Source organism: Thalassobacillus sp. B23F22_16 (genome assembly GCF_043496955.1).
Lineage (GTDB): Bacteria > Bacillota > Bacilli > Bacillales > Halobacillaceae > Thalassobacillus > Thalassobacillus devorans_A.
The window spans coordinates 77340-102706 of sequence record NZ_JBIEKD010000003.1 but is presented as its reverse complement, the minus strand read 5'-3'; the positions used below and the strand labels follow the sequence as shown (position 1 = coordinate 102706).

Here is a 25367-nt window from a genome sequence, read left to right as displayed (position 1 = left end):
AAAGAAGGAAATTTGTCCTCCTTAGTCGAATTATAATTAAAGTAGTCATTATTAAATGTTGGAGTGATGAGAATGTTTGTCAAAAGTATCATGAAGCCCCCCCATGAATGTAAGTGTGCACAAAAACATGACAGCTTGAAGTCTGTCATAGCCCTACTGGAAAAACATGATATACAGGCCGTTCCGGTTCTTGATGAAACCACTTTTGTGGGAATGTTATCTAAGGAAACGATTTATAAAGGATTCTTTGAAAGCGATCAAACAAGAGATAGTTACCTGGAGAAAACGTTAGCTGGCGACTTAGTTGAAATGAGAAATTTATATATTAAAGAAGACGAAGTGTTTGAAAGGACATTGCCTGTTTTTGCTGGCTTTCCTGTAATTGCAGTTGTCGATTCAAGTAAGAAGTTCTTAGGACTGGTGACTCGGGCTGATGTACTGGAGCAGTTCGAAAGTGCTTTTGGTGTGAAAAGAAAAGGAATTAGGATTGCATTCACATCTGAAGAATCAGCCGGCAGAATTGAGCGGCTGGGAGATATATTGAAACAATATCATGAAAATGTTATTTCTTTAGCTACATTTGATGAAACGGACAAACTGGCCCGTCGAATTGTTTTAAAAGTGGATCCCAATGACAATATTGACAAATTTACTGAAAAGCTTGAAAAAACAGGGTTTCGGGTGCTTGATATAAAAGAAGTTTAACCCTTCTTTTTCTCCTCTTTCTGACATATGTTGGTCGGGAAGGGGTTTTTTCATGAAAAAAAAGGTGATAATGGAAGAAAAATTCCTTGGCTGGTATGATGGTAACATCCATTTAGCCAATAATTTACTAGTCGATTTAGCAGGAGCGTGGAAGTAAGCATGACATTTGTATATATCCTAATACTGTTAATTACAGTAGCTGCATTACTCGTTTTTCATATGTATCGCAAAGCTAACACAGATTTCATTGACGAACGGGTACTCCCTATACGAAATTTCCCTTCTTCTTTTGATGGAGTTCGTATCTTTTTCATCTCCGATATTCACCGCCGGATCATCGATAACCAAACCATCCACGCTATTTCTTCTATAGATATGGTTATAATTGGAGGAGATTTGATGGAACGCGGTGTCCCACTGGAAAATGTTCGGGAAAACATCACCCGGCTGAAGCAATTGAATGCCCCGCTTTATTTTATTTGGGGTAACAATGACTATGAAGGGGATTATCATGACCTGGATGCGATGCTACTGGATGAAAGCGTTCATATACTCGGTAATAGTGCTGTACAATTTGAATCAGAAGCTGGAGATACCTTCAACATACTTGGTATTGATCCTTACTTGCATCATGAGGGAAAAAGCGGATTTGCATTTGAAGGTGCAACTGGCAGATGCAAAATAATGGTAATTCATGATCCGTCGATGTTTGAAGAATTACCCCAGGAGCAACAAGAGCAAGTCGACCTCGTCCTAAGTGGCCATACTCATGGTGGTCAGATACGTTTTATGGGCTTAGGATTAAGTGAACGCGGCTGCATGAAATCTGTAAATGGTATTCCTGTTTTTATCAGTGAAGGGTACGGAACACGATTGATTCCTTTTCGGTTAGGAACAAGAGCAGAATGTCATATCTTAACGATCTCAGATTGATTTTATGCAAAACTTATATAGTTGATATACATTCTTTGCACAGCCCACTACTGTTGGATATAATTAATACAAACAAAACAGTGGGGGTAGGCACATGGCAACGGAAAAGGGAAAATACAACATTAAAGCTGTTTCAAATATGTTAGGGATCCAGCCTGGTACATTACGAGCATGGGAACGGCGGTATCAAATCATCCGGCCTGTACGAAATAATGCCGGTCATCGACTCTATACAGACCATCATGTACGGATACTGAAATGGTTGATTGCTAAAGTCAATCATGGTTTTACTATATCGCAGGCGGTTTCACTTTATGAAAATAATCAAGGGGAAACTTTAAACGAGCCAGAAACTGGTCAGGATAATGAACCCGAAAAAAAATCTGCAGAATTATTGGAAGCTTTACTGTCTTTTGATGAAAAGGCAGCTCAGCAACACCTTGATTACGCATTTAGTTTATATACTCCTGAAAAGGTAGCTATTGAAATCATATCGCCCCTTTTAATCAAGGTAGGAGCGCTTTGGGAAGAGAACAAAATAACGAGTGCTCATGAACACTTTGCCAGCAGTTTTCTTAGATCAAGAATTGGTATGTTATTATTATCGATACCAGCAGCACCTTATCTGCCAAAGGCCGTATTAGTATGCGGACCGAACGAAAAGCATGAACTTGGACTTTTGATATTCGCTCTGTTTTTGAAACGAAAGGGTTATGAGGTCATTTACCTTGGGCAAAGCATAGCAGAAGGAGATATACATCCAATATTAAAGGAAGTGGATGCTGCATATGTCTTTTTATCAACCACGTTAAAGAAAAATGTACCAGCTACTATTATGTTGGCGGAAACTATCCAAAAAAATTATCCTAAAATGCGGATTGGCCTTGGGGGTTATGCTTTTGATCAATTGGAACCTGATGAAAAAGCCAAAGCAGACCGATTCTTAGTCGGTACCACCAGGGAAGAGTGGCTAAAATGGTTGGATGACCAAAGATGAGTAATACCGGGATAAAAGAGCACCAAAAGTTGAATAATAGCATAAGATAAAGATAAACCGATAGCTTTCAGGGGGCGATGGAATGCGTTTGGAACGAATGTCAAACGACAAGTTTAAAATATTCCTTACCTTCGATGATTTGATTGAGAGAGGGTTGACTAAGGAAGATTTATGGCATGATTTACCCCGCGTGCATCAATTATTCAGTGATATGATGTATGAAGCAAGTGATGAACTTGGTTTTGAACTGGATGGTACTTTGCTTGTACAGGTCTATCTTCTTCAAGCGCAAGGGATGTTCATCGTAGTTACCCAGACAGAACGTGACTACCAGGATGAGGATGAAGACTATATCGAAATGAAAGTAACTTTGGATGAGAGTAAGGAATTAATCTTTTCATTCATAGAATTTGAAGATATCATACAAGTCTCCCGCCGATTATACAATCTTGGTGTTGAAGGGGGAAGTATTATCCATTACGGTGATTATTATTATATGAAATTAGAAGAAGAAGACATAGAAGACTTAAACAGGGAACAGGTTATAGCTTTAATGTCAGAATTCGGAACACCAAGCATTGTGACTTCCCACAGGCTTAAAGAATATGGAAAAATCGTGATGGAAAATGATGCAGCGAAGCAGGTCTTTGATTATTTCATAAAGCCACATTCCTACAATAAATGAACGGATAACAGTACCGTTCATTTTTTTGTGTTTATAGAAGGTTAGTTCTCTCATTCCATAAATAAGTCCTTAAGATATAAGTTTTTTTAATTTATTGGCTTTGCTGAATCTCAATGTGGATGTTCCAGATAAGCTCCCTTTAATTGAAGACTCAGTTTCGAGATAAATTGTTTCCGTTACGATAGTAACGGTTAGGAGGTCCGGGAAATTACTCGCTTTCCGTGGGCATGGGGTGAGCTTCCTCAGGCTTCGCCTTGCGGGATCTCACCGCTCATGTCCATCCCACTGGAGTCTCGCAATTTCCCGGACCTCCTTGCGTTTATGAGAGATACGGAAACATCGGTATATCGTTCTTCAAACCAAGAGTGAGCTATGCATGAAATGTGAGCTTAAAACCGCGTCTTTATTCAATTATCCATTAAAAGTAGAAGACATCTGCAATATAACAGGGGTTCTTTTCTCCCATCCTTCGGATGGGGTGGTTGGGAAACTGCGAGACTCCCGCGGGAGAAGGGACTAGGCAAGACCCCACAGGGAGTGTAACGACCGAGGAGGCTTGCCAGTTCCCCCGCAGGAAAGCGAGTAGTTCCCTGCCACCCCTAATTCTTTTATGGCAAAGAATCCATGATATCTCGAAATCAAGTCTTCGACTTTTCGGCCCTTTAATTGAATATGCCCATAAAGAAAAATCAACTACAATCTTTTACAGAGACAATTTATTAAGATTAGATAGAAGGTTTTTAGTGAACATGTTACTATTGTAGGGAATAAGTATGTTAAGAAGGTATAAGTTGAGGGAGTGTATGCATTGAAGATAGCTGTTTTATATGGTGGTACTTCCGGAGAAAGAGAAGTATCCTTATCGACTGGAAAAGGAATCATAAATGCATTGAAAAAAAATGGACATGAGGTAGTGGATATCGATTTCCACCCTGATAGATTGAATGAAATCCTTGAATTGGATGTAGATCTTGTCTTCATCGGTCTACACGGCCGCTTTGGTGAAGATGGAAAGATACAAGGGTTACTTGATATGCTTGGCATCCCGTATGTGGGCTCAGGTGTACTTGCCTCAGCACTTGCCATGGATAAAGCAAAATCGAAGCAAATATTCAGTCAATATGGCATAGCGACTGCAAGAAGCAAAACATACCGGGTAGAAAACGATAATCTGCGGGCCATTGAAGAAGCGATTAAGCAAGATTTCAAGCCTCCTTTCGTTATTAAACCGAACCAGGAAGGGTCTACATTAGGGTTGACGATCGTTAAAGATATTACTGAGATTGAAGAAGGTGTCAAAAAAGCGGGCGAATCAGATGATACGATCCTTGTGGAAGACTATATAGCAGGCAGAGAAGTTACAGTACCTGTCGTAGGAAAACAAGGGGAAGAAAAAGCGTTACCTGTCATTGAAATCATTCCTAAAAGCGATTATTATGATTTTGATTCCAAATATAAACCAGGTGGAAGTGAACATATAGTGCCTGCGCAATTGCCAGAAGAGATGACTGAAAAACTACAAAAGCACTCGGTACTGGCTCATCAATTATTGGGATGTGACGTTTACTCCCGGGTAGACTTCATTGTAACGAATGAACATGAAGCTATAATTCTGGAAGTTAATACGCTGCCTGGAATGACACCGACAAGTCTCTTTCCGGATTCTGCCAATAAAATCGGCTGGAGTTATGAAGAGATGGTCGAGCGATTTGTTGAGCTTTCCACATCAAAATGATAGCATGAGTCGTAAACGTTTTCATTACTATAATAAAGCAGTTTTTTAATACGATTTTGTTGCTTGCATATTCGTTTTGAAAGTGTATACTAATCACTGAAAGCATAGTTGATAATGATAGTGAATGGACATATAGGAGGTAAACTGATGGTAGCCGATAAGCCAGCAGATTCTGTAAACGATAAGTTGGATGTTTTAAAGTCGACACAGTCTGTAGTCAAGAAAGCACTGGATAAACTGGGTTATCCAGGGGAAGTGTATGAGCTGATGAAAGAACCTGTGCGAATGATGACCGTTAGAATTCCTGTGAGGATGGACGATGGGTCCATCAAGATTTTTACGGGATACAGAGCGCAGCACAATGATGCCGTAGGACCGACAAAAGGTGGAGTCCGCTTCCACCCGAATGTCAGTGAAAAGGAAGTAAAAGCACTTTCTATCTGGATGAGTCTGAAAGCTGGTATTGTTGATCTCCCATATGGCGGAGGGAAAGGCGGTATCGTCTGTGATCCACGTGAAATGTCGTTCCGTGAGTTGGAAGGGGTAAGTAGAGGATATGTACGTTCCATCAGTCAAATAGTAGGACCGACAAAGGATATTCCGGCTCCTGATGTTTTCACTAACTCACAAATCATGGCATGGATGATGGACGAATATAGCCGAATTGATGAATTCAATAATCCTGGTTTCATAACAGGTAAACCTATTGTGCTGGGAGGTTCCCACGGCAGGGAATCCGCTACGGCTAAAGGTGTAACCATTTGTATTGAAGAAGCTTGTAAGAAGAAAGGCATCCAATTGAAAGGGGCCCGTGTAATTGTTCAAGGGTTCGGTAATGCTGGAAGTTTTCTGGCGAAATTCATGCATGATAAAGGAGCAAAAGTGATCGGTATATCCGATGCTTATGGGGCTCTTCATGATCCGGATGGGCTGGATATTGACTACTTATTGGATCGCCGTGACAGTTTTGGAACGGTAACCAATTTATTTAAAAATACGATTACGAACCAGGAGCTGTTGGAACTGGAAGGTGATATTCTTGTACCGGCAGCAATTGAAAACCAGATTACAGAAGACAATGCTTATAACATCAAAACACCGATTGTTGTAGAAGCTGCTAACGGCCCGACAACTTTGGAAGCAACTAAGATTCTGTCAGACCGGGGTATTCTGTTAGTGCCTGATGTGCTGGCTTCAGCCGGTGGTGTCACGGTTTCTTATTTTGAATGGGTACAGAATAATCAAGGTTATTATTGGACAGAAGAAGAAGTAGAAGAGAAACTCTATAAAGTGATGATCAAAGGTTTTAATAACGTTTATAACACTGCCCAGACTAGAAGGGTGGATATGCGTCTCGCCGCCTATATGGTAGGCGTGCGTAAAATGGCAGAAGCCTCTCGTTTCCGTGGATGGGTTTAAGTTGATTATAAGCTTGATATCTCCTATCATGTAGTATGGTAGGAGATATTTTATTTTGATAAAGCGTGTTTAATATACTATATAACGAGTGAAAGCTTGAAGATGAAAGGACTGGAGAGTTTGGATAGATCTCTTCGGGTTTCTTTTTGTTAAGGAGTGAGCATGAGTGCAACAGGAAGATGTAATTATTGTCGGGGCAGGACCATGTGGAATGAGTGCTGCCATAGAGCTGCAGGAACGAGGGATTGAACCACTTTTGATAGAAAAAGGGAATGTTGTCAATTCCATCTATAATTATCCCACCCACCAGACTTTTTTCAGTTCCAGTGAAAAACTGGAGATTGGAGGAGTGCCTTTCATAACTGAACGACAGAAGCCTGTCAGGAATCAGGCTTTAGCTTACTATAGAGCAGTAGCTGAGCGTAAGGAATTACGGGTGAACGCCTATGAGCGGGTGACCCAAGTGGTAAAAGAAGAAACAACTTTCACAGTTCATACGAAGAAAAACAGTGGGGAAACTGATATTTATCAGGCTAAGGATATCATCATAGCCACAGGCTATTATGATCAACCTAATATGATGAATATCGAAGGTGAAGAACTGGATAAGGTGAAGCATTATTTCAAAGAAGCTCATCCTTATTTTAAAAAGAATGTAGTAGTTATTGGCGGGAAAAATTCCGCTGTAGATGCTGCACTGGAATTAGTGAAGGCAGGGGCACACGTGACAGTACTCTATCGTGGGGAAGATTACTCAAAAAGTATTAAGCCTTGGATACTTCCGGAATTTGAAGCATTGGTCAACAAAGGTATCGTTGATATGAGGTTTTGCGCAGAAGTAAAAAAGATTAGCGAAAACTACGTTGTCTTCACATGTAATGATAAGGAAGAGCAAATTCCTAACGATTTTGTCTTTGCGATGACTGGCTATCGTCCGGACCATAGTTTTCTTACCAAAATGGGCGTGGATATGGATGAAAAAACAGGCAGGCCGTCATTCGATGAAGCAACCATGGAAACCAATGTACCGGGGATTTATATCGCAGGTGTGATTGCTGCCGGCTATAATAATAATGAAATCTTTATCGAAAACGGTCGCCATCATGGTGCACACATTGCAAATGCAATAGCTGCAAAAAAATAATTATCTATATGAATTGTTACAAGCTCAGAGTGTAAACTCTGAGCTCGTTTATTAAGGGTTAGACTATTATCTTTTCTAATAATCGAACATCGGTGCCAGCTCTGTCGGATTGTTAGTCATTTCCAACGCCACCATCAGTTTAATTCTTGCTTTAGGTCCCGTCAGTCCATTTGCAAAAATGATTCCAGCTTCTCGTAATTTTCGTCCACCGCCTTCATAACCGTAGGTATCCTGGACTATTCCCTGATAGCAACGGGAAACAAGTACAATCGGAATATTCAATTCCAACAATTTTTTTATAGAAGCTACCGTTGCTGGTGGCAAGTTTCCTTGTCCAAGTGCCTCGATGACAAGTCCATCAACCTCTGTGTTCCTAAGCGCATCGAAGATAGAACCGTCCATGCCGGCATAGGCCTTTACCAACGCCACGTTTTTATCAATTTTTTGAATTGGATAGGAATCATGCCTGGTTAATTTATGATGAAAAAACACATCTTTTTTTGTAGTAATTCCTATTGGCCCATACTGGGGGCTTTGGAATGTAGCTACATTGCTTGTCGAGGTTTTTGTTACGTTTTTTGCTGTATGAATTTCATCATTCATCACCACCAGTACACCTTTATCCTGGGCCTCGTCACACGTCGCTACACGAATAGCACTCAGCAGGTTATATAACCCATCAGATCCAATTTCGTTACTGGATCGCATAGCGCCAGTCATAACTATAGGTTTTCTCGTTTGTAAGAAAAGGTCTAAAAAATAGGCAGTCTCTTCAAGTGTGTCTGTACCATGAGTGATGACAACCCCATCAAATTTCCCTGACGCAAGTACTTCATGGATTCTTCTCCCTAATTGGAGCATATGAGAAGGTGTCATATGAGGGGATGGTATATAGAAAAGCACCTCATCTTCAATTTCTGCCTCGTCTTTGAGCATGTCATTAATTTCCTGTAAAGGGTGTCTGCCCTCGGTATTAACTTCGCCTGTAACCTTGTTTTCTTTCATAGATATAGTTCCGCCAGTATGGAGGATCATTATACGTTTCATTACTTATCACCTTCTTTTTCTATTGTTCCGTTTCCTTCCTTTCCATGATACGATTAAATTACCTGGATGGAAAGTGAGGAGCAGACAATGGTATCTCTTTTAACGTTAGCGCTCGCCCCGGTTGCAGCTATCATGACGTTCATCTATTTTAATAAACGAATAGAATTAGAGCCGCTCCCTTTGATCATCCGCACTTTCATACTTGGAGCACTGCTTGTATTTCCAACCATGTTTATACAATATGCTTTTAATATCGAAGGATTATTACAATCGCCCTACGTCCACTCATTTTTATTAGCGGGGTTGCTTGAAGAGTTTGTTAAATGGTTTATATTTTTATTCGCTGTTTATCAACATAGAGAATTTGATCACCATTATGACGGCATCATTTATGGTGTCGCGATAAGTCTGGGTTTCGCAACAGTTGAGAACATCATTTATCTTCTTGCAAATGGTACCCAGTATGCATGGGGGAGAGCGATCTTTCCAGTATCCTCTCATGCCTTGTTTGGAATTCTGATGGGCTATTATATTGGAAAAGCTAAGTTCAATACCACTCGAACAAAAATGTGTTTAACTTTAGCACTATTCATTCCCGTTGCTTTACACGGTTTATATGATATGATTCTTACCACCACTTCTAACGCCTGGCTTTATCTTATGATCCCTTTTATGGCTGGTCTATGGGTTATCGGAATACGTAAAATCCGATTGGCCAATCACCACTCTGCTAACCTTCACTCGAAAGCTGAATAAGTTCAATATCCACCATGTCTATAATGACATGGTTTTTATTTTTTTCTTATTAAATCTCAGCCTTGACCTTCCATTAAACCTCCCTTTTGTGGAATAAGCTTCTTATTGTTTTAAGACATATTTGTAAGAAGATAGTATCGTCGTCAATTTTATGTATAAAACTTCTGGAGTTTCAAAAGCTATCATTAGCATTAGTGACTATAGTATCCAGGAGGCGAGAACGAGAAATGAGCATAAAGCGTTCGATTTTTTATACAGCTTTATCGGTATTGATGGCAGGCGTCATCGTAGTTTCCTACCCAACTGAACAGGCGGATGCTTTTTCGAATCAAGTGATCCAGCAAGGAGCGGTTGGTGATGATGTTATCGAATTGCAAGCCAGACTGCAATACTTAGGTTTTTACAATGGGAAAATCGATGGTGTCTTTGGCTGGGGGACCTACTGGGCGTTAAGAAACTTTCAATATGAGTTCGGTATGGAAATCGATGGGCTGGCCGGCCAGTCAACCAAGCAGAAATTGGTGAATGCCAGTCAATACGATGAAGGTTTTGTTAAGGAACAAATTAGACAAGGTAAGGAGTTCTCTTATTATGGCGGCGTCCCAAAAGAGCAACAAGTAAAAGACTCTAAAAAGCAGAAGCAGGGAGGACAGCAACAAGGTGGTCAACAACAAGCGGAAGAACCGAGTAATACTGCTGTAAACATCCCGAATGGTTATTCTCAAAATGATATCCAGTTAATGGCTAATGCGGTATATGGAGAGGCCAGGGGCGAGCCTTATGTGGGGCAAGTAGCAGTGGCCGCAGTTATTTTAAATCGTGTAAACAGTACTACCTTCCCTAATACAGTCGCGGGTGTAATCTTTGAACCGAGGGCTTTTACTGCAGTGGCAGATGGACAAATTTGGCTGACTCCGAATGAAACAGCAAAAAGAGCCGTTATGGATGCCATTAATGGCTGGGATCCTTCTGGCGAAGCCATTTATTATTTTAACCCTGACACGGCAACTTCAGGCTGGATTTGGAGCAGACCACAAATTAAAAAGATAGGAAAACACATTTTTGCGAAATAGGTGGTGAGACGTATGAAAAGATGGATATTGATTTCTTTACTGGCTATTGTTGTAGTTGGAACAGGGGTGTGGGGTTACAAGGAACATCAGGATAAAAATGCAATCCTGATACAGGCAGAAAATACGTATCAGCGAGCTTTTCATGATTTGACCTATCATACCGATCTATTACATGACAAGATCGGTAATGTACTCGCCATGAATTCCCAAAAAAGACTTTCTCCAGAACTTGCTCAAATATGGCGATTGACTTCAGAAGCCCAGGCGGATGTCGGACAGCTTCCATTGACCTTGCTTCCGTTCAATAAAACAGAAGAGTTTCTTCATGATATCGGTGATTTCAGTTATAAAACTGCTATCCGAAATTTGAGTGATGAACCGTTATCTGATGAAGAAGTAACCATGCTGGAAGACCTTTATAAGCAAAGCGGTACCATTAAGGATGAACTAAGAAAGGTCCAGCATACGGTACTGGAGGAGAACCTGCGCTGGATGGACGTGCAGCTTGCTTTAGCAACCAATGATGCTCAGGGGGATAATACCATCATCGATGGTTTTGAAACCGTAGAAAAAAGTGTTGCTGGTTTTGGGGAAGAGAACAATGGCAGCAATATAATCGGGATAGCCGATGAAAATCATGAGTTCAAAGGTTTAGATGGCAAGGAAATCAGTGAACAAGAAGCAAAGGAAACAGCCAGGAAAATATTTAATATTAAAGACAAACAAAAAATTAATATGACCAAAACAGGCGATGGGGCGGATGTACAGACTTGGATGGCTTCTTATCAAGATGGAGATAAAAACGGTTATATTGATATGTCAGTAAAAGGAGGACATCCTTTGACGGTAATGGTAGAGCGCCCGGTGAAGGATACAAAAATCAGTCTTCATGAAGGGGCATTGAAGGCTAATGATTATCTTCAATCCTTTGATTTCCCGGATAGGGAGCTGGTTCAAAGTAGTCAATATGAAAAAGAAGGAGTATATTCTTTTGTAGCAAGTCAGGATGGTGTAAGAATCTATCCTGATGCTATCCAGGTGAAAGTCGCATTGGATAATGGAGACATGTTAGGGATGTCTGCAAAGGATTATTTTATGAATCATCGCCAACGCGACATACCTGAAACAGGTATCTCTGAAGAAGAAGCCAGGTCCAGTGTTAATCCCGACGTAAAAATTCAGGAACAGCATATGGCCATTATAGAGAATGATTTGGCAGAAGAAGTATTGACCTACGAATTTCTCGGCACACTGGGTGATAATACCTACCGAATCTTCATTAATGCAGAGGATGGTACCGAAGAAAAAGTGGAACGTCTAAAAGCTACTGAAATTAAGTTCTCCAGGGCTGTATAAAGAGAAAGATGGGCTTACCATCTTTCTCTTTTTTTATTTTTTTGAGATAATAGAACCAGTCAAAATTCCTAGTCGGAAAGAAGTGGTGGTATAGTGGATATAGGGACGCCTGTTACACTTGAATTGTTACATACAGATCATACTTCTCATGAATTATATAAAAGCAAAGTGGTTGATATAAAAGGAAGTTATTTATTTTTATCTTTGCCAAGTGGTGAAAAATCAGGAAAGACAGTTTTTATTCACGAAGGTACACCATTCAATCTTCGTTTTGTAGGAAAAGACCAAAGCGTTTATATGTTTGAGACATCCATGATTGCAAAGAAAAAATTCAAAATACCAGTATTAATTTTTCATCTGCCGGATGAAAACAAATTCAAACGGATACAAAGAAGGAAGTATGTCCGCATCGAAACCGCTGTAGACGTTGCTATTAAAAGCCGGGGTAAAGATTCTTTTACATCTATTACCACCGATATCAGTGGCGGAGGGGCGGCAATAGTATTACCGGAAAGACATGAATGCGCACCAGGAAACTTGGTGGAAATATTGTTTGTTTTCCATATGAAAGCAGGGGATGTACACTATATAGATGCGAAAGCTGAAGTTGTACGGGTTTTCAAAGGTAAAGGCATGGAACGTGAGTCAGCTTCCGTGGAGTTCCATAATATTACTGAAGGCAGCAGGCAGACAATCATACAATACTGTTTTGAACGACAGCTATATATGAAAGGGAAGAGGGTACGTTGACAAATTTATGGACATATACCTGAACTCTTGACCGGGCAAAAAATGTTCCCATAGAAGCGGGTATAGGTAATGGATTTATAAGCAGACGTTATGTTATGATTTTGAAGTACGAATTGAATAATAGGTAAAAGACGCGTAGGGATACAAACCTAATAACACATGTGAAAGAATTTGAAAAAAGCGCGCTTTCTTATTTTGGGAAAGGCGTTTTTTCTTGTATTTCAGGAAAGGTTAGCGTTGCGTCAGAAAGCAAAAAATCAAACAAAACAGATGTACTATTAAACAGAAAGCATTATGGCAGGAAAGTGGTGAAAGTTTTGGAGAAACAACTGGCAATAGCGATCGATGGACCAGCTGCCGCTGGAAAAAGTACGGTAGCCAAAAGAGTTGCTCATCAACTGGGTTATGTTTATATTGATACCGGAGCGATGTACCGAGCTCTGACATGGTACGCACTAAAAAAAGGTTTGAACCTGGAAGAACAAGAAGACATTCACAAATTGCTTCAGGAGTGTGAGATACTGTTGCAAATGGAGAATGATGGGCAACACGTTTATGTAAATGGAGAAGATGTTACCCAGTCGATTCGTACACAAGAAGTCACGAATCAAGTTTCGATTGTTGCTAAACATAGAAAGGTACGGGAAGAAATGGTCGAGAGGCAGCAGCAGCTGGCAGCAAAGCGCGGTGTGGTAATGGACGGCAGGGACATTGGCACCCATGTAATTCCGGATGCTGAAGTGAAGATTTTTATGATAGCTTCTGTAGAAGAACGGGCAGAGAGAAGACATAAAGAAAATATTGAAAAAGGTTTTTCTTCTGATTTAGAAGAATTAAAAGAAGAAATAAGACGACGCGATGAGATTGACTCGCAACGTGAGGTGGCACCATTAGTAAAAGCGGATGATGCAGTTGAAATCAACACCACTTCATTAAACATAGATGAAGTGGTGGGGCGAATCATCGAAGTTGTCAAAAATAAAGAGTGAGGAGTATAGGTTATGAATCTCTATAAGGTGGGGAAACTTTTATTTACGGTCCTTTTATATCCGCTTTATCGTATTAAGGTAGTGGGCAAAAAAAATATTCCTAAAGAAGGTCCGGTTATCATTTGCTCTAATCATATTTCTAACCTGGATCCACCTGTTGTGGGAATTACCAGTGGACGTAATATTCATTTTATGGCTAAAGAAGAACTTTTCAAAAATAAATTTTTTGGGAAGATTCTTAGAAAAGTACATGCTTTTCCGGTTAAAAGAGGAATGAAAGATCGCAACGCCTTAAGAGGCGGTCTTAAGATTTTGGAGCAGAATGAAACATTAGGTCTTTTTCCAGAAGGGACGAGAAGTAAAAACGGAGAGATCGGTCAAGGATTGGCAGGCGCAGGGTTTTTTGCACTCCGTTCAGAAGCGTGGATTGTACCTTGTGCGATTATCGGTCCTTATAAGCCATTCAAACGTCTGTGGGTCGTTTATGGAAAGCCGATAGACATGTCAAGCTACCGGGAAAATAAAGCTTCAGCCAGAGAGACGACAGATATGATTATGAAAGAAATCGAAAAATTAGCAAAAAACCCAAAAATACATGGTTAATTACTTGACAAATTCTTATAAATATTAGAAGTTAGACAAAAGGACATTCTGAAGTGAAGTAGTGTCGGATTTTGAAGGAGGTAGCTTGGTATGGATGAAATGAATCAAGAAGTAACAGGAATGCAGGAATTTTCTACTGGTGACATCGTGACAGGAAAAGTAGTTAAAGTTGAAGAAAAACAGGTTCTTGTCGATGTTGGCTATAAAGTGGAAGGGATTGTTCCAATCAGTGAACTTTCCAGCCTTCATGTAGAAAAGGCTGCTGATGTCGTCAGTGAAGGCGATGAAATCAAGCTTCAAGTCAAAAAAGTAGAAGACGACGAAATCGTTCTTTCCAAACGTGCAGTAGATGCTGATAAGGCGTGGGAAGAATTGGAAGCGAAATATGAAAGCGGAGAAATCTTTGAAGCAGAAGTCAAAGATATCGTTAAAGGTGGACTTGTAGTAGATGTCGGCCTGCGCGGATTCATTCCCGCTTCCTTAGTTGAAACATACTATGTAGAAAACTTTGATGAATATAAAGGAAAACCTTTGACACTAAAAGTGGTAGAACTTGATCGTGAGCAAAATCGCGTAATCCTGTCCCACCGTGCAGTCGTTGAAGAAGAGGAATCCAGCAAGAAGCAGGAAGTGCTGAACTCTTTAGAAGAAGGACAAGTGGTAGATGGTACCGTGCAACGAATCACGGATTTTGGTGCATTCGTAAACCTTGGCGGAATTGATGGACTGGTCCATATTTCCCAGCTTTCCCATGAACACGTGGAAAAGGCTTCTGATGTCGTAGAAGAAGGCCAGCAAATCAAAGTGAAGGTTCTTTCGGTGGATAGAGATAATGAACGTATCTCCTTATCTTACAAAGAAACACAGCCTGGACCTTGGCACGACTTGGAACAGCGTGTAGAACGTGGTGCAGTGCTTGAAGGAACAGTTAAGCGCCTGGTCAACTTCGGTGCCTTTGTGGAAGTATTCCCAGGGGTGGAAGGCCTTGTTCATATTTCTCAAATCGCAACCCGCCATATTGGTACACCTGATGAAGAACTGGAAGTTGGTCAGCAGGTGAAGGTCAAGGTCCTTGATGTTGATGAGAATGCCAAGCGCCTGTCGTTGAGTATCAAGGAATTGGAACGTGAGGAAGATCGTCAGGAACTGAAGCAGTATGAAAAAGAAGACGACCACTCTGGTTTTCAATTGGGTGACATGATTGGAGATAAACTAGACAAATATAAAAACTGATTGGTGAAAAGATATGTCGAGAGAAAAACGTAAAATCGACCATATACGTCATGCACTAAGTCATTCCAGAGAACCACAAAACCACTTTGATGATATTGAAATCGTTCATCAGAGCATTTCCGGTTTATCGTGGGATGACCTGAGATTAGATATAGAAGTAGGCGAACTTTCATTAAGTTCGCCTCTTTTTGTCAATGCTATGACGGGTGGCGGTGGAAAGAAAACAGAAGATATCAATCGGCAGTTAGCTGAGGTTGCTGCCGAAACAGGAATTGCGATGGCTGTTGGTTCCCAAATGTCCGCCTTGAAAAACCCGGAAGAAAAAAGAAGTTACGAAGTTGTTCGTAAATCTAATCCAAAGGGTGTTATCTTCGCTAATTTAGGCAGCGAAGCTAGCCTTGAGCACGCAAATCAGGCGGTCGATATGTTAGAAGCAGATGCCTTACAGATCCATCTAAACACACTGCAGGAGCTGATCATGCCAGAAGGGGATAGAAACTTTTCGGCACGGTTGAATAACATAGAGAAGATTGCTGCTCGACTCCCAGTACCCGTTATTGTCAAAGAGGTTGGCTATGGTATGTCTATGGAATCTGCTGCTTTATTGAAAGAAGCAGGTGTCCGGTATATTGATGTGGCAGGGCGCGGCGGCACTAACTTTTCTAAAGTGGAAAACCAGAGAAGAGAGAACCCCTTACATGTCTTTGAAAACTGGGGAATACCTACCCCGGTCTCTCTCCTGGAAGTTCAGTGTACTTATCCTGGGTCTCACATTTTTGCTTCCGGAGGAATCAGGCATGGGCTTGATGGAGCAAAGGCACTTATCTTAGGAGCTGAAATGTTCGGAATGGCCGGAGGGTTGTTGAAGGTATTAGTCACTTCGGGGCAGGAAGCACTGATAGAACGCATTGAATCTATCCATCATGAACTGAAAGTGACGATGATGCTGCTTCATGCGGATAAACCGCATGCGCTAGCTGGAAAAGCTTATATTCTGACAGGTAAAACAAAAGAATGGATGGCCCAACGCAGCCATTAAAAAGCTGCCTCTAAAGTAGTAACTTTAGAGGCAGCTTTTTCATTTCGATTCAACAGAAGTAGTACCTTTTTTTGCTTTTTTGACATCACGGTCTGATTCTACTCTTCTTTCTTTTTTTAGCTTTGATTCTTGACGATCTTTTCCCATTGCTATCCCTCCTCGCTCGTTATTATTCCCGGGCAAATTTAATCTATGAGGTTTAAATATTTATGCTTCCATCCATAATGTTAAAAAGAAAGGGAGTAGGACAAGTGGAAACAGCATTATTTTATTGGTTCAGCTGGATGGTGTGGATAGCTGTGGTCTTTTTTTATGAGGATGATTATTGGCGTACAAGGTTTGCCACTGGACTGCTGATTTTTCTCATGCTTTCCGAACGTTATCTGTCCCTGGCAGAAACAAATCTCTCCTTGGCATTAGTGTTTATATGGGCAAGCGCAATTTTGTTTCTCTTTAAAATTAAGGCCAATTTATGGCAGATGAGTTATCTGGTGACATTCGGTATCATGCTTGCTGGTATCCATTTATTTCTTTTTATAAATCCTGTATGGTTGATATTTCCTGCCCAGACAATTGTGATGATTCTTTTCCTGATGCTGCTATCAGTAATGACCAGACATCCGTGGCAGCGTATGATGATGTACGTTTTTGTTGCCTCCACCGGCAATTTATTGAGTGGCTATATCCTGACTTCTTATGGGCTGATGCATTCTATAGGCCATATTAGTGATCTGTTGTTCTTGATAAAAGGGGTATTTCTCTCGCTTGTGCTGCTTGCCTTGCAGCATCTTAAACAAAAGGTTATGAAAGCGGCATATAAAATAAAATGGAGAACGGAGCGTTTTGGGCAATGAATGAATATACTTATCCTATTTTATTCGGAATCATTGTAGGTACGGGGATGAGACTCCTCATGTTACGGACGGATTATCGCCAATATCCCACCTACCTGCATGGTAAGGTGATTCATATTTCCTTAGGGTTCATTGCGGCTTCCCTGGGCACATTTGCTGTGCCTTCGATTATGGAAAAGGAATTTACGGCGGTTACTTTTCTCACACTGGCTGCCTCTCAATTCCGTGAAGTGCGTAACATGGAAAGAAATACGATGAATGGATTGGATGAATTTGAACTGGTACCTCGAGGCAAGACGTATATCGAAGGCATAGCCGTAGCTTTTGAAGGTCGAAATTATCTGGTTATTATTACTTCATTACTGACCACTTTGGTTTATTTAGCTGTGAATATTTGGGCTGCAGCCGCTACAGCGGTGGTATTATACTTAATTTCGAAAAAATTAATGACCGGTTCTACTTTAAAGGACATTGTAAATATCAAATATGTAAAGCCGCATTTTGATGGAGCAGGCTTATATGTAGATAATATTTATATCATGAATATCGGACTTCCGGACAGACAGGAAGAGGTTTTAAAATATGGCATGGGCTTTGTATTGGAACCAAAGAATTTCAATGTTCGTTCAACCATCGCCAATCTTGGCCAGAGACAAGCTATTCTTCATGATGTATCAGTTACCTTAGGAGTGTTCAGGGACTCCGGTACGCCTGCACTTGTCCCATTGATCAAAAGGGATTTAGACGATGGAAGAATCGGTGTCTTCATATTACCGCAGGATCAGGATATTGACCGTGCCATCAAAGCGATTGGAGCTGTGCCAGTCTTAGAGAATGCCATCCGTATGCCATCAGAAACCCGACCGGAAATGGAGGGTAAAAACTAATGAATATCGAAAAGTCTATTTTAGCTGCTGTCACGACGGACCATTCAAGAGATAGGGTTGGGGGCGGCATGCCGATATTTTACTGTGAGACCCAGGAAGAATTAGAAATGGTAGCTGCTAATCTGGAAGCCATTATCGATGGCATTGCCCATGCATTATGTAAAGATTTGTATGTCATCGTAAAACATTGAAAAAGATTGTCTCTTGACAACTTGTTTGCTAGAATAGTTACGTACAAAGTATGGAAAAGGAGACTTTTCCTGCAAAATAAAGTGGATAGTCAGTCAGGGGGGTTGACTCTAAGAGAAGGGTGACACCGGCAGGATGATCATGCGCCGGCAATCATCTCTTGAAGTTCCCTCCTTTTTTTAATGTCGTATATTGCATATCACGCATGCTGATAAACTGCTTTGAGTTCAAAAAATAAAGATATAATGTCAGGCAGAAAGGATGTTACCTTTCATGAGAAAATCAGTCGTAGCCATCGTAGGCAGACCGAATGTAGGTAAATCAACGATATTCAACCGCCTTGTTGGTGAAAGAATATCCATCGTAGAAGATATTCCAGGAGTTACAAGAGATCGTATTTACGCTCAAGGAGAATGGCTGAACACTACTTTCAACATCATTGATACCGGTGGGATAGAAATTGGTGATGAGCCATTGCTGGTACAAATGAGGGAGCAGGCTCAGGTGGCCATTGATGAGGCAGATGTCATCATTTTTATGGTCAATGGCCGGGATGGTATTACGGGAGCGGACGAGGAAGTCGCAAAAATACTTTACAAGTCCAACAAACCGGTAGTACTTGCGGTAAACAAAGTTGACAACCCGGAGATGAGAGAAAATATTTATGAGTTCTATTCTCTTGGTTTTGGTGAACCTTATCCAATATCAGGTACTCACGGACTTGGTTTGGGAGATATGCTGGATGCAGTTGTAGACCATTTCCCTGAAAAAGTTGTAGAGTCAGAAGATGATGATACGATTCGTTTCAGCTTGATAGGAAGGCCGAATGTAGGTAAGTCTTCCTTAGTCAATGCTTTGCTTGGTCAGGAACGAGTGATTGTCAGCGATATAGCTGGAACTACCAGGGATGCTATTGATACTCCTTTTGAAAAAGAAGGAAGAGACTTTGTAATCATTGATACAGCAGGAATGCGGAAAAAAGGAAAAATTTACGAAACCACAGAAAAGTACAGCATCCTCCGCGCACTGAAAGCAATAGAACGTTCTGATGTTGTTTTGACATTGATCGATGCTGAAGAGGGGATTATCGAACAGGATAAAAAGATTGCCGGCTATGCGCATGAAGCAGGGAAAGCAGTCGTCATTGTCGTGAACAAGTGGGATACTGTCGAAACAAACGAAAAAGCCATGAAAGAGTTTGAACAAAAAGTGCGGGCACACTTTCAGTACCTTGATTATGCCCCTATCGTGTTTTTATCTGCAAAAACGAAAAAACGCATGCATACACTGCTGCCTCAAGTGCTGAAGGCTAGTGAAAATCATGCCAAACGAGTTCAGACCAATATTTTAAATGAAGTGATTATGGATGCATTGGCTATGAACCCTGCCCCAACCGTAAAGGGCCAAAGATTGAAAGTGTTTTATGCGGCCCAGGTTTCTGTAAAGCCGCCAAGCTTTGTCGTTTTTGTCAATGATCCGGAATTGATGCATTTTTCCTATGAACGTTTTTTAGAAAACCGCATCAGGGAAGCCTTTGGATTCGAAGGTACGCCTATTAAAATATTTGCCAGAAGACGTAATTAAAGAAAGGGGCGGAAGGACGATGGAAAAAGTAGCAGTAATTGGTGCCGGAAGCTGGGGCACAGCTTTAGCTCTTGTACTTGCAGATAATAAGCATGATGTCAGTTTGTGGACACATCGAAAAGAGCAGGCAGAAGAGATGAACCGCACACATTCTAACCCGAAATATCTAGAAGGGGTTACCATCCCTTCGTCTATTAAAGCTCATCATGACTTGGCTGAAGCGGTCTATGGTGCATCTCATATCGTACTGGTAGTACCCACCAAAGCAATGCGGGAAGTGTGCCAGCAATTAGCAGAGGTAATCGATCACCCAGTGACGATTACGCATGCATCAAAAGGCATTGAGCCTTCTACTTATAAGCGGGTTTCGGAAGTGATAGCAGAGGAAATGCCTGATAAGCTGTACGAGGCAATTGTTGTCCTTTCCGGGCCGAGTCATGCGGAAGAGGTTAGCCGGCGTCAGCCGACAACGGTGACCGTCTCTTCAGAAAATCTGGAAAAAGCCGAAGCCGTCCAGGATCTATTCATCAACGAAAGGTTCCGTGTCTATACCTCTCCTGATTTGGTAGGCGTGGAGCTGGGCGGGGCTCTGAAAAACATCATAGCCCTTGGTGCCGGGATATCGGATGGTCTAGGGTATGGCGATAATGCCAAGGCAGCTCTGATTACCAGGGGTCTTGCGGAAATCACGAGGCTCGGAGTGGCAATGGGCGCCAATCCATTGACGTTTGCTGGTTTATCAGGAGTTGGTGATTTGATTGTCACCTGTACCAGCCCTCACAGCAGGAACTGGCGAGCGGGCAACTTATTGGGCAAGGGGAATGATTTAGAAGAGGTGCTTGATAAGATGGGAATGGTCGTGGAAGGAGTACGAACGACCAAAGCCGCCTACCAATTTGCTGAAGAGCAGCAGGTAGAGATGCCGATTACGAATGGCCTTTATCGTATACTTTTTGAAGATGCAAAACCAAAAGATGTCGTCGACCAACTGATGACCAGGGGCAGACGACATGAAATGGAAGACTTGAGTAATTTATTAGGCGAACAGCCATAAACATCTTGTTAATCCCTCACAATACACCCTCTGATGCATATGATATGTTGAATGTTATGCACGAGGAGGGACATTGAGTGAGTGATTTTCAAAGGAATCTTTTTGATCAAATTCAAAAGAAATCAAATGTATCGCCTGATGAAATATTCAAAGTAGCCGATTCAGTAAAAAACGCTGATTTTTCAGATGAAAAGACAATCCGTCAATTAGTGAGACAATTATCAAGGATGGCTAATAAACCAGTTTCTAAAGAAAAGGAAGACAAAATCGTTAAGGCGATCATTAACCAAAATATGCCGCTTGATATGAACAGTTTGAACCAACTGTTTAAAAAATAAACGGTGGTTGGGCATGTGATTATACGGGCATCCCATCAACTGCATAAGATAACTCGCAGCAACCATTCTATTTGAGCTGCCGTGGGGATTATTTAGTCAAGGGGCTGCAACAGGCTCATTGTTGGAAAATAGGCGGGTGGAAAAATACCTGTCTAAACAGATAGAAATTTTCCAATAAGATCTTGCTGCAGTCTCATTTCTTATGCATTCATTGGGGAATCGGACAACCACTATGGTATAATACCTGAGGTGAATACAGAGTTAGACGATTGGGGGAATATAAATGTCTACTTCCATGTTGAATATGTATATATCTTTTGCTGGCATCATTTTTATGTTTCTGGCCATTGGGCTCATTATGCTGAGCCGGTACAAATTAAAAGGGATTCTGGCGGGGGTTGTGGCGGTTCTAGCCTACATATTTATGATTTTATCCGGGTTGATTATCTTTTACATCGTTTTCAGCGGACCAACCGGTTAGTAGCTGGCAAGGGAGGCTAATTTATGAAAATCAAAGGTATCGTTGTAGCTTTATTGACATTATTCCTTTTGACAGGTTGTTTATATCCCAATGACCGTCTTTCCAAAAATAACGTTCCTAATGAGGTACAGCTTGAGAATGTTCAAAGAGCGATCGATTCCTATAATGAACAAGAACAAGGGCTATTACCGATTAAAACGAAAGAACAAGACACACCGATCTTCCAGAAGTATGTTATCGATTTTAATAAATTAAAAGAAAAGAGTCTTATTTCTGAGACACCAGGTAATGCCTTTGAAAATGGGGGTGTCTACCAGTATGTTTTAGTGGACCCGGAGGACAATCCTACCGTCAAATTGATAGATTTGCGTATTACCGAGGAGCTTCGTTCGATCAGGTCACAGCTCAATCGTTATGAGCAAAACAACCAATATCCTCCTTATAAATCTCAAGTTTCCAAGGGGATATTTGATTTGGATTATGAAAAGCTCGGTCTGGATGCGCCGTTGACGGTCACCAGTCCCTACTCTCAGGAGCCATTACCCGTCTATATTACAGGAGGCGGAGAGTTAGTGGTGGACTACCGAAAAGATTTATATAATTATATTCAAAATAAAGATCATGATTATCAGCCAGGAGATGATATCAGATTTTTATTGGTGGATCATTCACCATTTGTGCCGGTATATTCTCCCCCGTATACGATAGAAGATGGTGAGCCGGTTTTTATGTCGGAGGCATAGAGGAAATAAATATATCATAAGCATAAGAGACTGGACAGATCAACTGGCCGGTTCCTTATGCTTTTTTTGTTGTAGAAAAAGGTGAAAAAAACAGTCATATTCTATTAGGACAACAACATAGAATCATAATGTCATAGCTCGTATAAGTTTTATGAGTCGAGGCAGATCAGGAGGGGATCTTTTGGAAAAAGTCGATATTTTCAAAGATATTTCCAAACGGACGAATGGAGATATTTATCTGGGTGTTGTCGGGGCGGTCCGTACAGGTAAATCCACATTCATCAAGAAATTCATGGAACTGGTGGTTCTGCCGCAAATGGCAGATGAATCTGATCGTGAACGGGCAATGGATGAGCTGCCACAAAGTGCTGCCGGGAAAACGATCATGACTACCGAACCTAAGTTTGTCCCGAACCAGGCTGTTTCTGTTGCTGTGGATGAAGGTCTGGACGTCAATATCAGGCTGGTAGATTGTGTAGGTTATGCAGTTAAAGGGGCGGTAGGATATGAAGATGAAAACGGGCCCCGAATGATTAACACCCCTTGGTATGAAGAGGCTATTCCGTTCCACGAGGCTGCAGAAATTGGTACAAGAAAAGTCATTCAGGATCATTCGACGATCGGAGTAGTAGTAACGACCGATGGCACCATCGGGGAAATTGAACGCAGTGAATATGTCGAAGCGGAAGAAAGAATTGTGGAGGAAATGAAAGAGGTTGGTAAGCCTTTCATCATGGTAGTCAACTCTGTGCAGCCTTATCACAAGGATACAGAATTACTACGGGAGGAACTGAGTGAGAAATATGATATCCCTGTCATTGCTTTATCCGTGGAAGCCATGCGGGAAGACGATGTAAACAATGTGTTGAGAGAGGCGTTATATGAATTCCCTGTCCTGGAAGTAAACGTCAACCTGCCGAGCTGGGTAATGGTATTGGAAGAGGGGCATTGGCTAAGGAACAACTTCCAATCTGCCATTGAAGAAACAGTACAGGATATCAAACGTCTGCGGGATGTCAGTCGGGTAGTTGGTCATTTCGATGATTATGAATATATTTCAAGAGCAAACCTTTCTGGTATGGAATTAGGGGAAGGTGTAGCTGAAATCGACCTCCAGGCCCCGGATCATTTATACGATGTAGTACTTAAAGAGATTGTCGGGGAAGAAATCCGGGGGAAAGATCATCTGTTACAAATTATGCAGGACTTCTCACATGCAAAGAGAGAGTATGATCAAGTGGCAGAAGCACTTAACATGGTAAAGCAAACTGGGTATGGAATTGCTGCTCCAACGCTCCATGACATGGCATTGGAAGAACCAGAAATAATCAGACAGGGTTCCAGGTTCGGCGTACGTTTGAAGGCGGTCGCTCCTTCCATCCATATGGTTAAAGTTGATGTCCATTCGGAATTTTCACCGATAATCGGAACAGAGAAGCAAAGTGAGGAACTTGTCCGCTATTTAATGCAGGACTTTGAAGAGGATCCATTATCAATATGGAATTCTGACATCTTCGGTCGTTCACTCAGTTCAATCGTACGAGAAGGAATTCAGGCTAAATTATCACTCATGCCGGAGAATGCCCGCTATAAATTAAAAGAAACGCTTGAAAGAATCATTAACGAAGGTCAAGGCGGAATGATTGCAATTATACTATAACGGCTCTTGAGAGGGCCGTTTTTTTATTGGATGCTTTTAATTAATATCAGTGGAGGTTTACATCTAAGCTGATTTTTGTTGAAGAATAAATTTCAAGATATGTTGTTTCCGTTACGGATGAGTGCCTCTGGAGGTCCGGGAAATCACTCGCTTTCCATGGGCGTACGGTGAGCTTCCTCGGAAAGCGAGTAGTTTCCCAGCCAGCCCTGACTCTATTATGATAAAGAACCTTTGATTTCTCGAAATTAAGTCTTCGTCTTTTTGGCCCTGTTTTTGAATGAATCTCTTATGAAAAATCAATAACCACGTTTAACAGACTATATGGTTGACGTATAATATACTAAGGCTTTCGCCATATGTACGCGGCGGCAAGCCTTAGTTTTTCAGTGTTTTTGAAAAAAAATTTTCGAATTAGCAGGAGATTGAAAGCAGGGTGTCGTAATATCGTAGAGAGCCTTTGTTGAAAAACGCATAAACGCTGTCATACCAAGGCCTGCACGTTTCTTGCATCCTGAAAATGAATATGGTACGCTTCATGTACCGCAAGGGTGCTTAACCGGTAGAAATTGCGGTATTAAGCGGTTTTGGTGCAACTCTCTATTGAATTTCACTGAAATCTCGTTTAATATAAGGCATGTCATCAAATCAATGATGACAGCTTGTTCAAATTAAATGTTCCAGTGCATCCATTATGGAGAGCCCTGAGAATGGATTATCGCCCGAGAGGAGGTGAATATCATGAACAAGACAGATCTAATCAACACTGTTTCTGAAAAAGCTGATCTTTCTAAAAAGGATGCTACAAAAGCAGTTGATTCCGTATTTGAATCAATCATGGATTCACTTAAAGATGGTGACAAAGTACAATTGATTGGTTTCGGGAACTTTGAAGTACGTGAGCGTGCTGCCCGTAAAGGCCGCAATCCTCAAACTGGTGAAGAAATTGAAATTTCTGCCAGCAAAGTCCCTGCGTTTAAACCAGGTAAAGCCCTTAAGGATGCTGTTAAGTAATTTCCTACATAGGGCAAGTGGAAAAAAGGGTGCCATTTGCGCACCCTTTTTTTCATGGTATCAATTGTGATTTCCTAGCCAGAATAAAGACTGTAGGAAACG

Annotated in this window: 27 protein-coding genes; 25 read left to right on the top strand and 2 right to left on the bottom strand. The window is 41.2% G+C overall.

Annotated elements, in window-relative coordinates; translation table 11 throughout:
* Positions 1-72: 72 nt before the first annotated feature.
* The 7 genes from ACGTNI_RS04340 (at position 73) to ACGTNI_RS04310 (ending at position 7618) form a co-directional block, all read left to right on the top strand.
* The gene (locus ACGTNI_RS04340) at positions 73-705 is read left to right on the top strand and encodes a CBS domain-containing protein (RefSeq protein WP_085508724.1); all 633 of its coding nucleotides are present in this window, start codon (positions 73-75) and stop codon (positions 703-705) included.
* 159 nt (positions 706-864) lie between these two features.
* Positions 865-1638 carry a metallophosphoesterase gene (locus ACGTNI_RS04335; RefSeq protein ID WP_394460291.1) on the top strand — a complete coding sequence of 258 codons (774 nt, stop codon included), beginning with the start codon at positions 865-867 and terminating at the stop codon, positions 1636-1638.
* Positions 1639-1732: 94 nt separating this feature from the next.
* Complete coding sequence (locus ACGTNI_RS04330) at positions 1733-2635, top strand: MerR family transcriptional regulator (RefSeq protein ID WP_085508722.1); 903 nt, start codon at positions 1733-1735, stop codon at positions 2633-2635.
* A gap of 82 nt (positions 2636-2717) precedes the next feature.
* Positions 2718-3320, top strand: a complete 603-nt coding sequence (locus ACGTNI_RS04325; protein WP_085508721.1) for a genetic competence negative regulator — start codon at positions 2718-2720, stop codon at positions 3318-3320.
* 808 nt (positions 3321-4128) lie between these two features.
* Positions 4129-5055 (top strand): D-alanine--D-alanine ligase, encoded by a 927-nt coding sequence (locus tag ACGTNI_RS04320; protein ID WP_085508720.1) that lies wholly within the window; start codon positions 4129-4131, stop codon positions 5053-5055.
* Between the two features lie 147 nt (positions 5056-5202).
* Entirely contained in the window at positions 5203-6474 is a 1272-nt protein-coding gene (locus ACGTNI_RS04315; RefSeq protein WP_085508719.1) for a Glu/Leu/Phe/Val family dehydrogenase, read from the top strand.
* A gap of 166 nt (positions 6475-6640) precedes the next feature.
* Entirely contained in the window at positions 6641-7618 is a 978-nt protein-coding gene (locus ACGTNI_RS04310; protein WP_085508718.1) for a YpdA family putative bacillithiol disulfide reductase, read from the top strand.
* 75 nt (positions 7619-7693) lie between these two features.
* On the opposite strand, the gene ACGTNI_RS04305 is transcribed toward ACGTNI_RS04310, so the two are convergent.
* Entirely contained in the window at positions 7694-8665 is a 972-nt protein-coding gene (locus ACGTNI_RS04305) for an asparaginase (protein WP_085508717.1), read from the bottom strand.
* A gap of 87 nt (positions 8666-8752) precedes the next feature.
* Between ACGTNI_RS04305 and prsW the strand changes: the two genes are divergently transcribed.
* The 8 genes from prsW to fni all read left to right on the top strand — a co-directional run bounded on the left by prsW (position 8753) and on the right by fni (position 16464).
* Entirely contained in the window at positions 8753-9421 is a 669-nt protein-coding gene (gene prsW / locus ACGTNI_RS04300) for a glutamic-type intramembrane protease PrsW (protein ID WP_394460287.1), read from the top strand.
* Between the two features lie 272 nt (positions 9422-9693).
* Positions 9694-10494 carry a spore cortex-lytic enzyme gene (sleB, locus tag ACGTNI_RS04295; RefSeq protein WP_394460404.1) on the top strand — a complete coding sequence of 267 codons (801 nt, stop codon included), beginning with the start codon at positions 9694-9696 and terminating at the stop codon, positions 10492-10494.
* A 12-nt stretch (positions 10495-10506) separates the two neighbouring features.
* A complete protein-coding gene (gene ypeB, locus ACGTNI_RS04290) occupies positions 10507-11850 on the top strand; it encodes a germination protein YpeB (RefSeq protein WP_394460285.1) in 1344 nt (447 codons plus the stop codon).
* 93 nt (positions 11851-11943) lie between these two features.
* Positions 11944-12600, top strand: a complete 657-nt coding sequence (locus tag ACGTNI_RS04285; protein WP_085508712.1) for a flagellar brake protein — start codon at positions 11944-11946, stop codon at positions 12598-12600.
* A gap of 317 nt (positions 12601-12917) precedes the next feature.
* Entirely contained in the window at positions 12918-13589 is a 672-nt protein-coding gene (cmk, locus tag ACGTNI_RS04280; RefSeq protein WP_085508711.1) for a (d)CMP kinase, read from the top strand.
* Positions 13590-13601: 12 nt separating this feature from the next.
* Positions 13602-14192 (top strand): lysophospholipid acyltransferase family protein, encoded by a 591-nt coding sequence (locus ACGTNI_RS04275; RefSeq protein ID WP_085508710.1) that lies wholly within the window; start codon positions 13602-13604, stop codon positions 14190-14192.
* A gap of 90 nt (positions 14193-14282) precedes the next feature.
* A complete protein-coding gene (gene rpsA, locus ACGTNI_RS04270) occupies positions 14283-15425 on the top strand; it encodes a 30S ribosomal protein S1 (protein ID WP_394460282.1) in 1143 nt (380 codons plus the stop codon).
* A gap of 13 nt (positions 15426-15438) precedes the next feature.
* A complete protein-coding gene (gene fni / locus ACGTNI_RS04265; RefSeq protein WP_394460280.1) occupies positions 15439-16464 on the top strand; it encodes a type 2 isopentenyl-diphosphate Delta-isomerase in 1026 nt (341 codons plus the stop codon).
* A 39-nt stretch (positions 16465-16503) separates the two neighbouring features.
* Here the strand turns inward: fni and ACGTNI_RS04260 are convergent, their stop codons facing one another.
* A complete protein-coding gene (locus ACGTNI_RS04260) occupies positions 16504-16611 on the bottom strand; it encodes a YpzI family protein (protein WP_085508707.1) in 108 nt (35 codons plus the stop codon).
* A 104-nt stretch (positions 16612-16715) separates the two neighbouring features.
* Between ACGTNI_RS04260 and ACGTNI_RS04255 the strand changes: the two genes are divergently transcribed.
* From ACGTNI_RS04255 to hbs, 10 genes are all read left to right on the top strand, one after another.
* A complete protein-coding gene (locus ACGTNI_RS04255) occupies positions 16716-17318 on the top strand; it encodes a YphA family membrane protein (protein WP_394460277.1) in 603 nt (200 codons plus the stop codon).
* Positions 17315-18205, top strand: a complete 891-nt coding sequence (locus tag ACGTNI_RS04250; protein WP_394460275.1) for a YIEGIA family protein — start codon at positions 17315-17317, stop codon at positions 18203-18205. The genes ACGTNI_RS04255 and ACGTNI_RS04250 overlap by 4 nt, the downstream gene beginning before the upstream one ends.
* Complete coding sequence (locus ACGTNI_RS04245) at positions 18205-18396, top strand: capping complex subunit for YIEGIA (protein WP_394460273.1); 192 nt, start codon at positions 18205-18207, stop codon at positions 18394-18396. Before ACGTNI_RS04250 ends, ACGTNI_RS04245 begins: the two co-directional genes overlap by 1 nt.
* Before the next feature lie 271 nt (positions 18397-18667).
* Positions 18668-19978, top strand: a complete 1311-nt coding sequence (gene der, locus ACGTNI_RS04240; protein WP_394460271.1) for a ribosome biogenesis GTPase Der — start codon at positions 18668-18670, stop codon at positions 19976-19978.
* Positions 19979-19997: 19 nt separating this feature from the next.
* Positions 19998-21032: an NAD(P)H-dependent glycerol-3-phosphate dehydrogenase gene (locus ACGTNI_RS04235; protein WP_085508702.1), complete on the top strand. Its 1035-nt coding sequence runs from the start codon at positions 19998-20000 to the stop codon at positions 21030-21032.
* Between the two features lie 77 nt (positions 21033-21109).
* On the top strand, positions 21110-21370 hold the full coding sequence (locus tag ACGTNI_RS04230) for a stage VI sporulation protein F (RefSeq protein WP_062446391.1): 261 nt from the start codon (positions 21110-21112) through the stop codon (positions 21368-21370).
* Positions 21371-21653: 283 nt separating this feature from the next.
* Entirely contained in the window at positions 21654-21851 is a 198-nt protein-coding gene (locus ACGTNI_RS04225) for a DUF2768 domain-containing protein (RefSeq protein WP_394460267.1), read from the top strand.
* 23 nt (positions 21852-21874) lie between these two features.
* Positions 21875-22594 carry a YphF family lipoprotein gene (locus tag ACGTNI_RS04220; protein ID WP_394460265.1) on the top strand — a complete coding sequence of 240 codons (720 nt, stop codon included), beginning with the start codon at positions 21875-21877 and terminating at the stop codon, positions 22592-22594.
* Positions 22595-22775: 181 nt separating this feature from the next.
* Complete coding sequence (spoIVA, locus tag ACGTNI_RS04215; protein WP_085508699.1) at positions 22776-24254, top strand: stage IV sporulation protein A; 1479 nt, start codon at positions 22776-22778, stop codon at positions 24252-24254.
* A 738-nt stretch (positions 24255-24992) separates the two neighbouring features.
* Positions 24993-25265, top strand: a complete 273-nt coding sequence (gene hbs / locus ACGTNI_RS04210; protein WP_037985717.1) for a non-specific DNA-binding protein Hbs — start codon at positions 24993-24995, stop codon at positions 25263-25265.
* The last annotated feature ends 102 nt before the right edge of the window (positions 25266-25367 follow it).

Coding starts and splice junctions, on each gene's coding strand:
- ACGTNI_RS04340 (WP_085508724.1), top strand. CDS start 73: ATGTTTGTCAAAAGTATCATGAAGCCCCCCCATGAATGTAAGTGTGCA.
- ACGTNI_RS04335 (WP_394460291.1), top strand. CDS start 865: ATGACATTTGTATATATCCTAATACTGTTAATTACAGTAGCTGCATTA.
- ACGTNI_RS04330 (WP_085508722.1), top strand. CDS start 1,733: ATGGCAACGGAAAAGGGAAAATACAACATTAAAGCTGTTTCAAATATG.
- ACGTNI_RS04325 (WP_085508721.1), top strand. CDS start 2,718: ATGCGTTTGGAACGAATGTCAAACGACAAGTTTAAAATATTCCTTACC.
- ACGTNI_RS04315 (WP_085508719.1), top strand. CDS start 5,203: ATGGTAGCCGATAAGCCAGCAGATTCTGTAAACGATAAGTTGGATGTT.
- ACGTNI_RS04305 (WP_085508717.1), bottom strand. CDS start 8,665: ATGAAACGTATAATGATCCTCCATACTGGCGGAACTATATCTATGAAA.
- prsW (WP_394460287.1), top strand. CDS start 8,753: ATGGTATCTCTTTTAACGTTAGCGCTCGCCCCGGTTGCAGCTATCATG.
- sleB (WP_394460404.1), top strand. CDS start 9,694: ATGGCAGGCGTCATCGTAGTTTCCTACCCAACTGAACAGGCGGATGCT.
- ypeB (WP_394460285.1), top strand. CDS start 10,507: ATGAAAAGATGGATATTGATTTCTTTACTGGCTATTGTTGTAGTTGGA.
- ACGTNI_RS04275 (WP_085508710.1), top strand. CDS start 13,602: ATGAATCTCTATAAGGTGGGGAAACTTTTATTTACGGTCCTTTTATAT.
- rpsA (WP_394460282.1), top strand. CDS start 14,283: ATGGATGAAATGAATCAAGAAGTAACAGGAATGCAGGAATTTTCTACT.
- fni (WP_394460280.1), top strand. CDS start 15,439: ATGTCGAGAGAAAAACGTAAAATCGACCATATACGTCATGCACTAAGT.
- ACGTNI_RS04260 (WP_085508707.1), bottom strand. CDS start 16,611: ATGGGAAAAGATCGTCAAGAATCAAAGCTAAAAAAAGAAAGAAGAGTA.
- ACGTNI_RS04250 (WP_394460275.1), top strand. CDS start 17,315: ATGAATGAATATACTTATCCTATTTTATTCGGAATCATTGTAGGTACG.
- ACGTNI_RS04245 (WP_394460273.1), top strand. CDS start 18,205: ATGAATATCGAAAAGTCTATTTTAGCTGCTGTCACGACGGACCATTCA.
- der (WP_394460271.1), top strand. CDS start 18,668: ATGAGAAAATCAGTCGTAGCCATCGTAGGCAGACCGAATGTAGGTAAA.
- ACGTNI_RS04235 (WP_085508702.1), top strand. CDS start 19,998: ATGGAAAAAGTAGCAGTAATTGGTGCCGGAAGCTGGGGCACAGCTTTA.
- ACGTNI_RS04225 (WP_394460267.1), top strand. CDS start 21,654: ATGTCTACTTCCATGTTGAATATGTATATATCTTTTGCTGGCATCATT.
- ACGTNI_RS04220 (WP_394460265.1), top strand. CDS start 21,875: ATGAAAATCAAAGGTATCGTTGTAGCTTTATTGACATTATTCCTTTTG.
- hbs (WP_037985717.1), top strand. CDS start 24,993: ATGAACAAGACAGATCTAATCAACACTGTTTCTGAAAAAGCTGATCTT.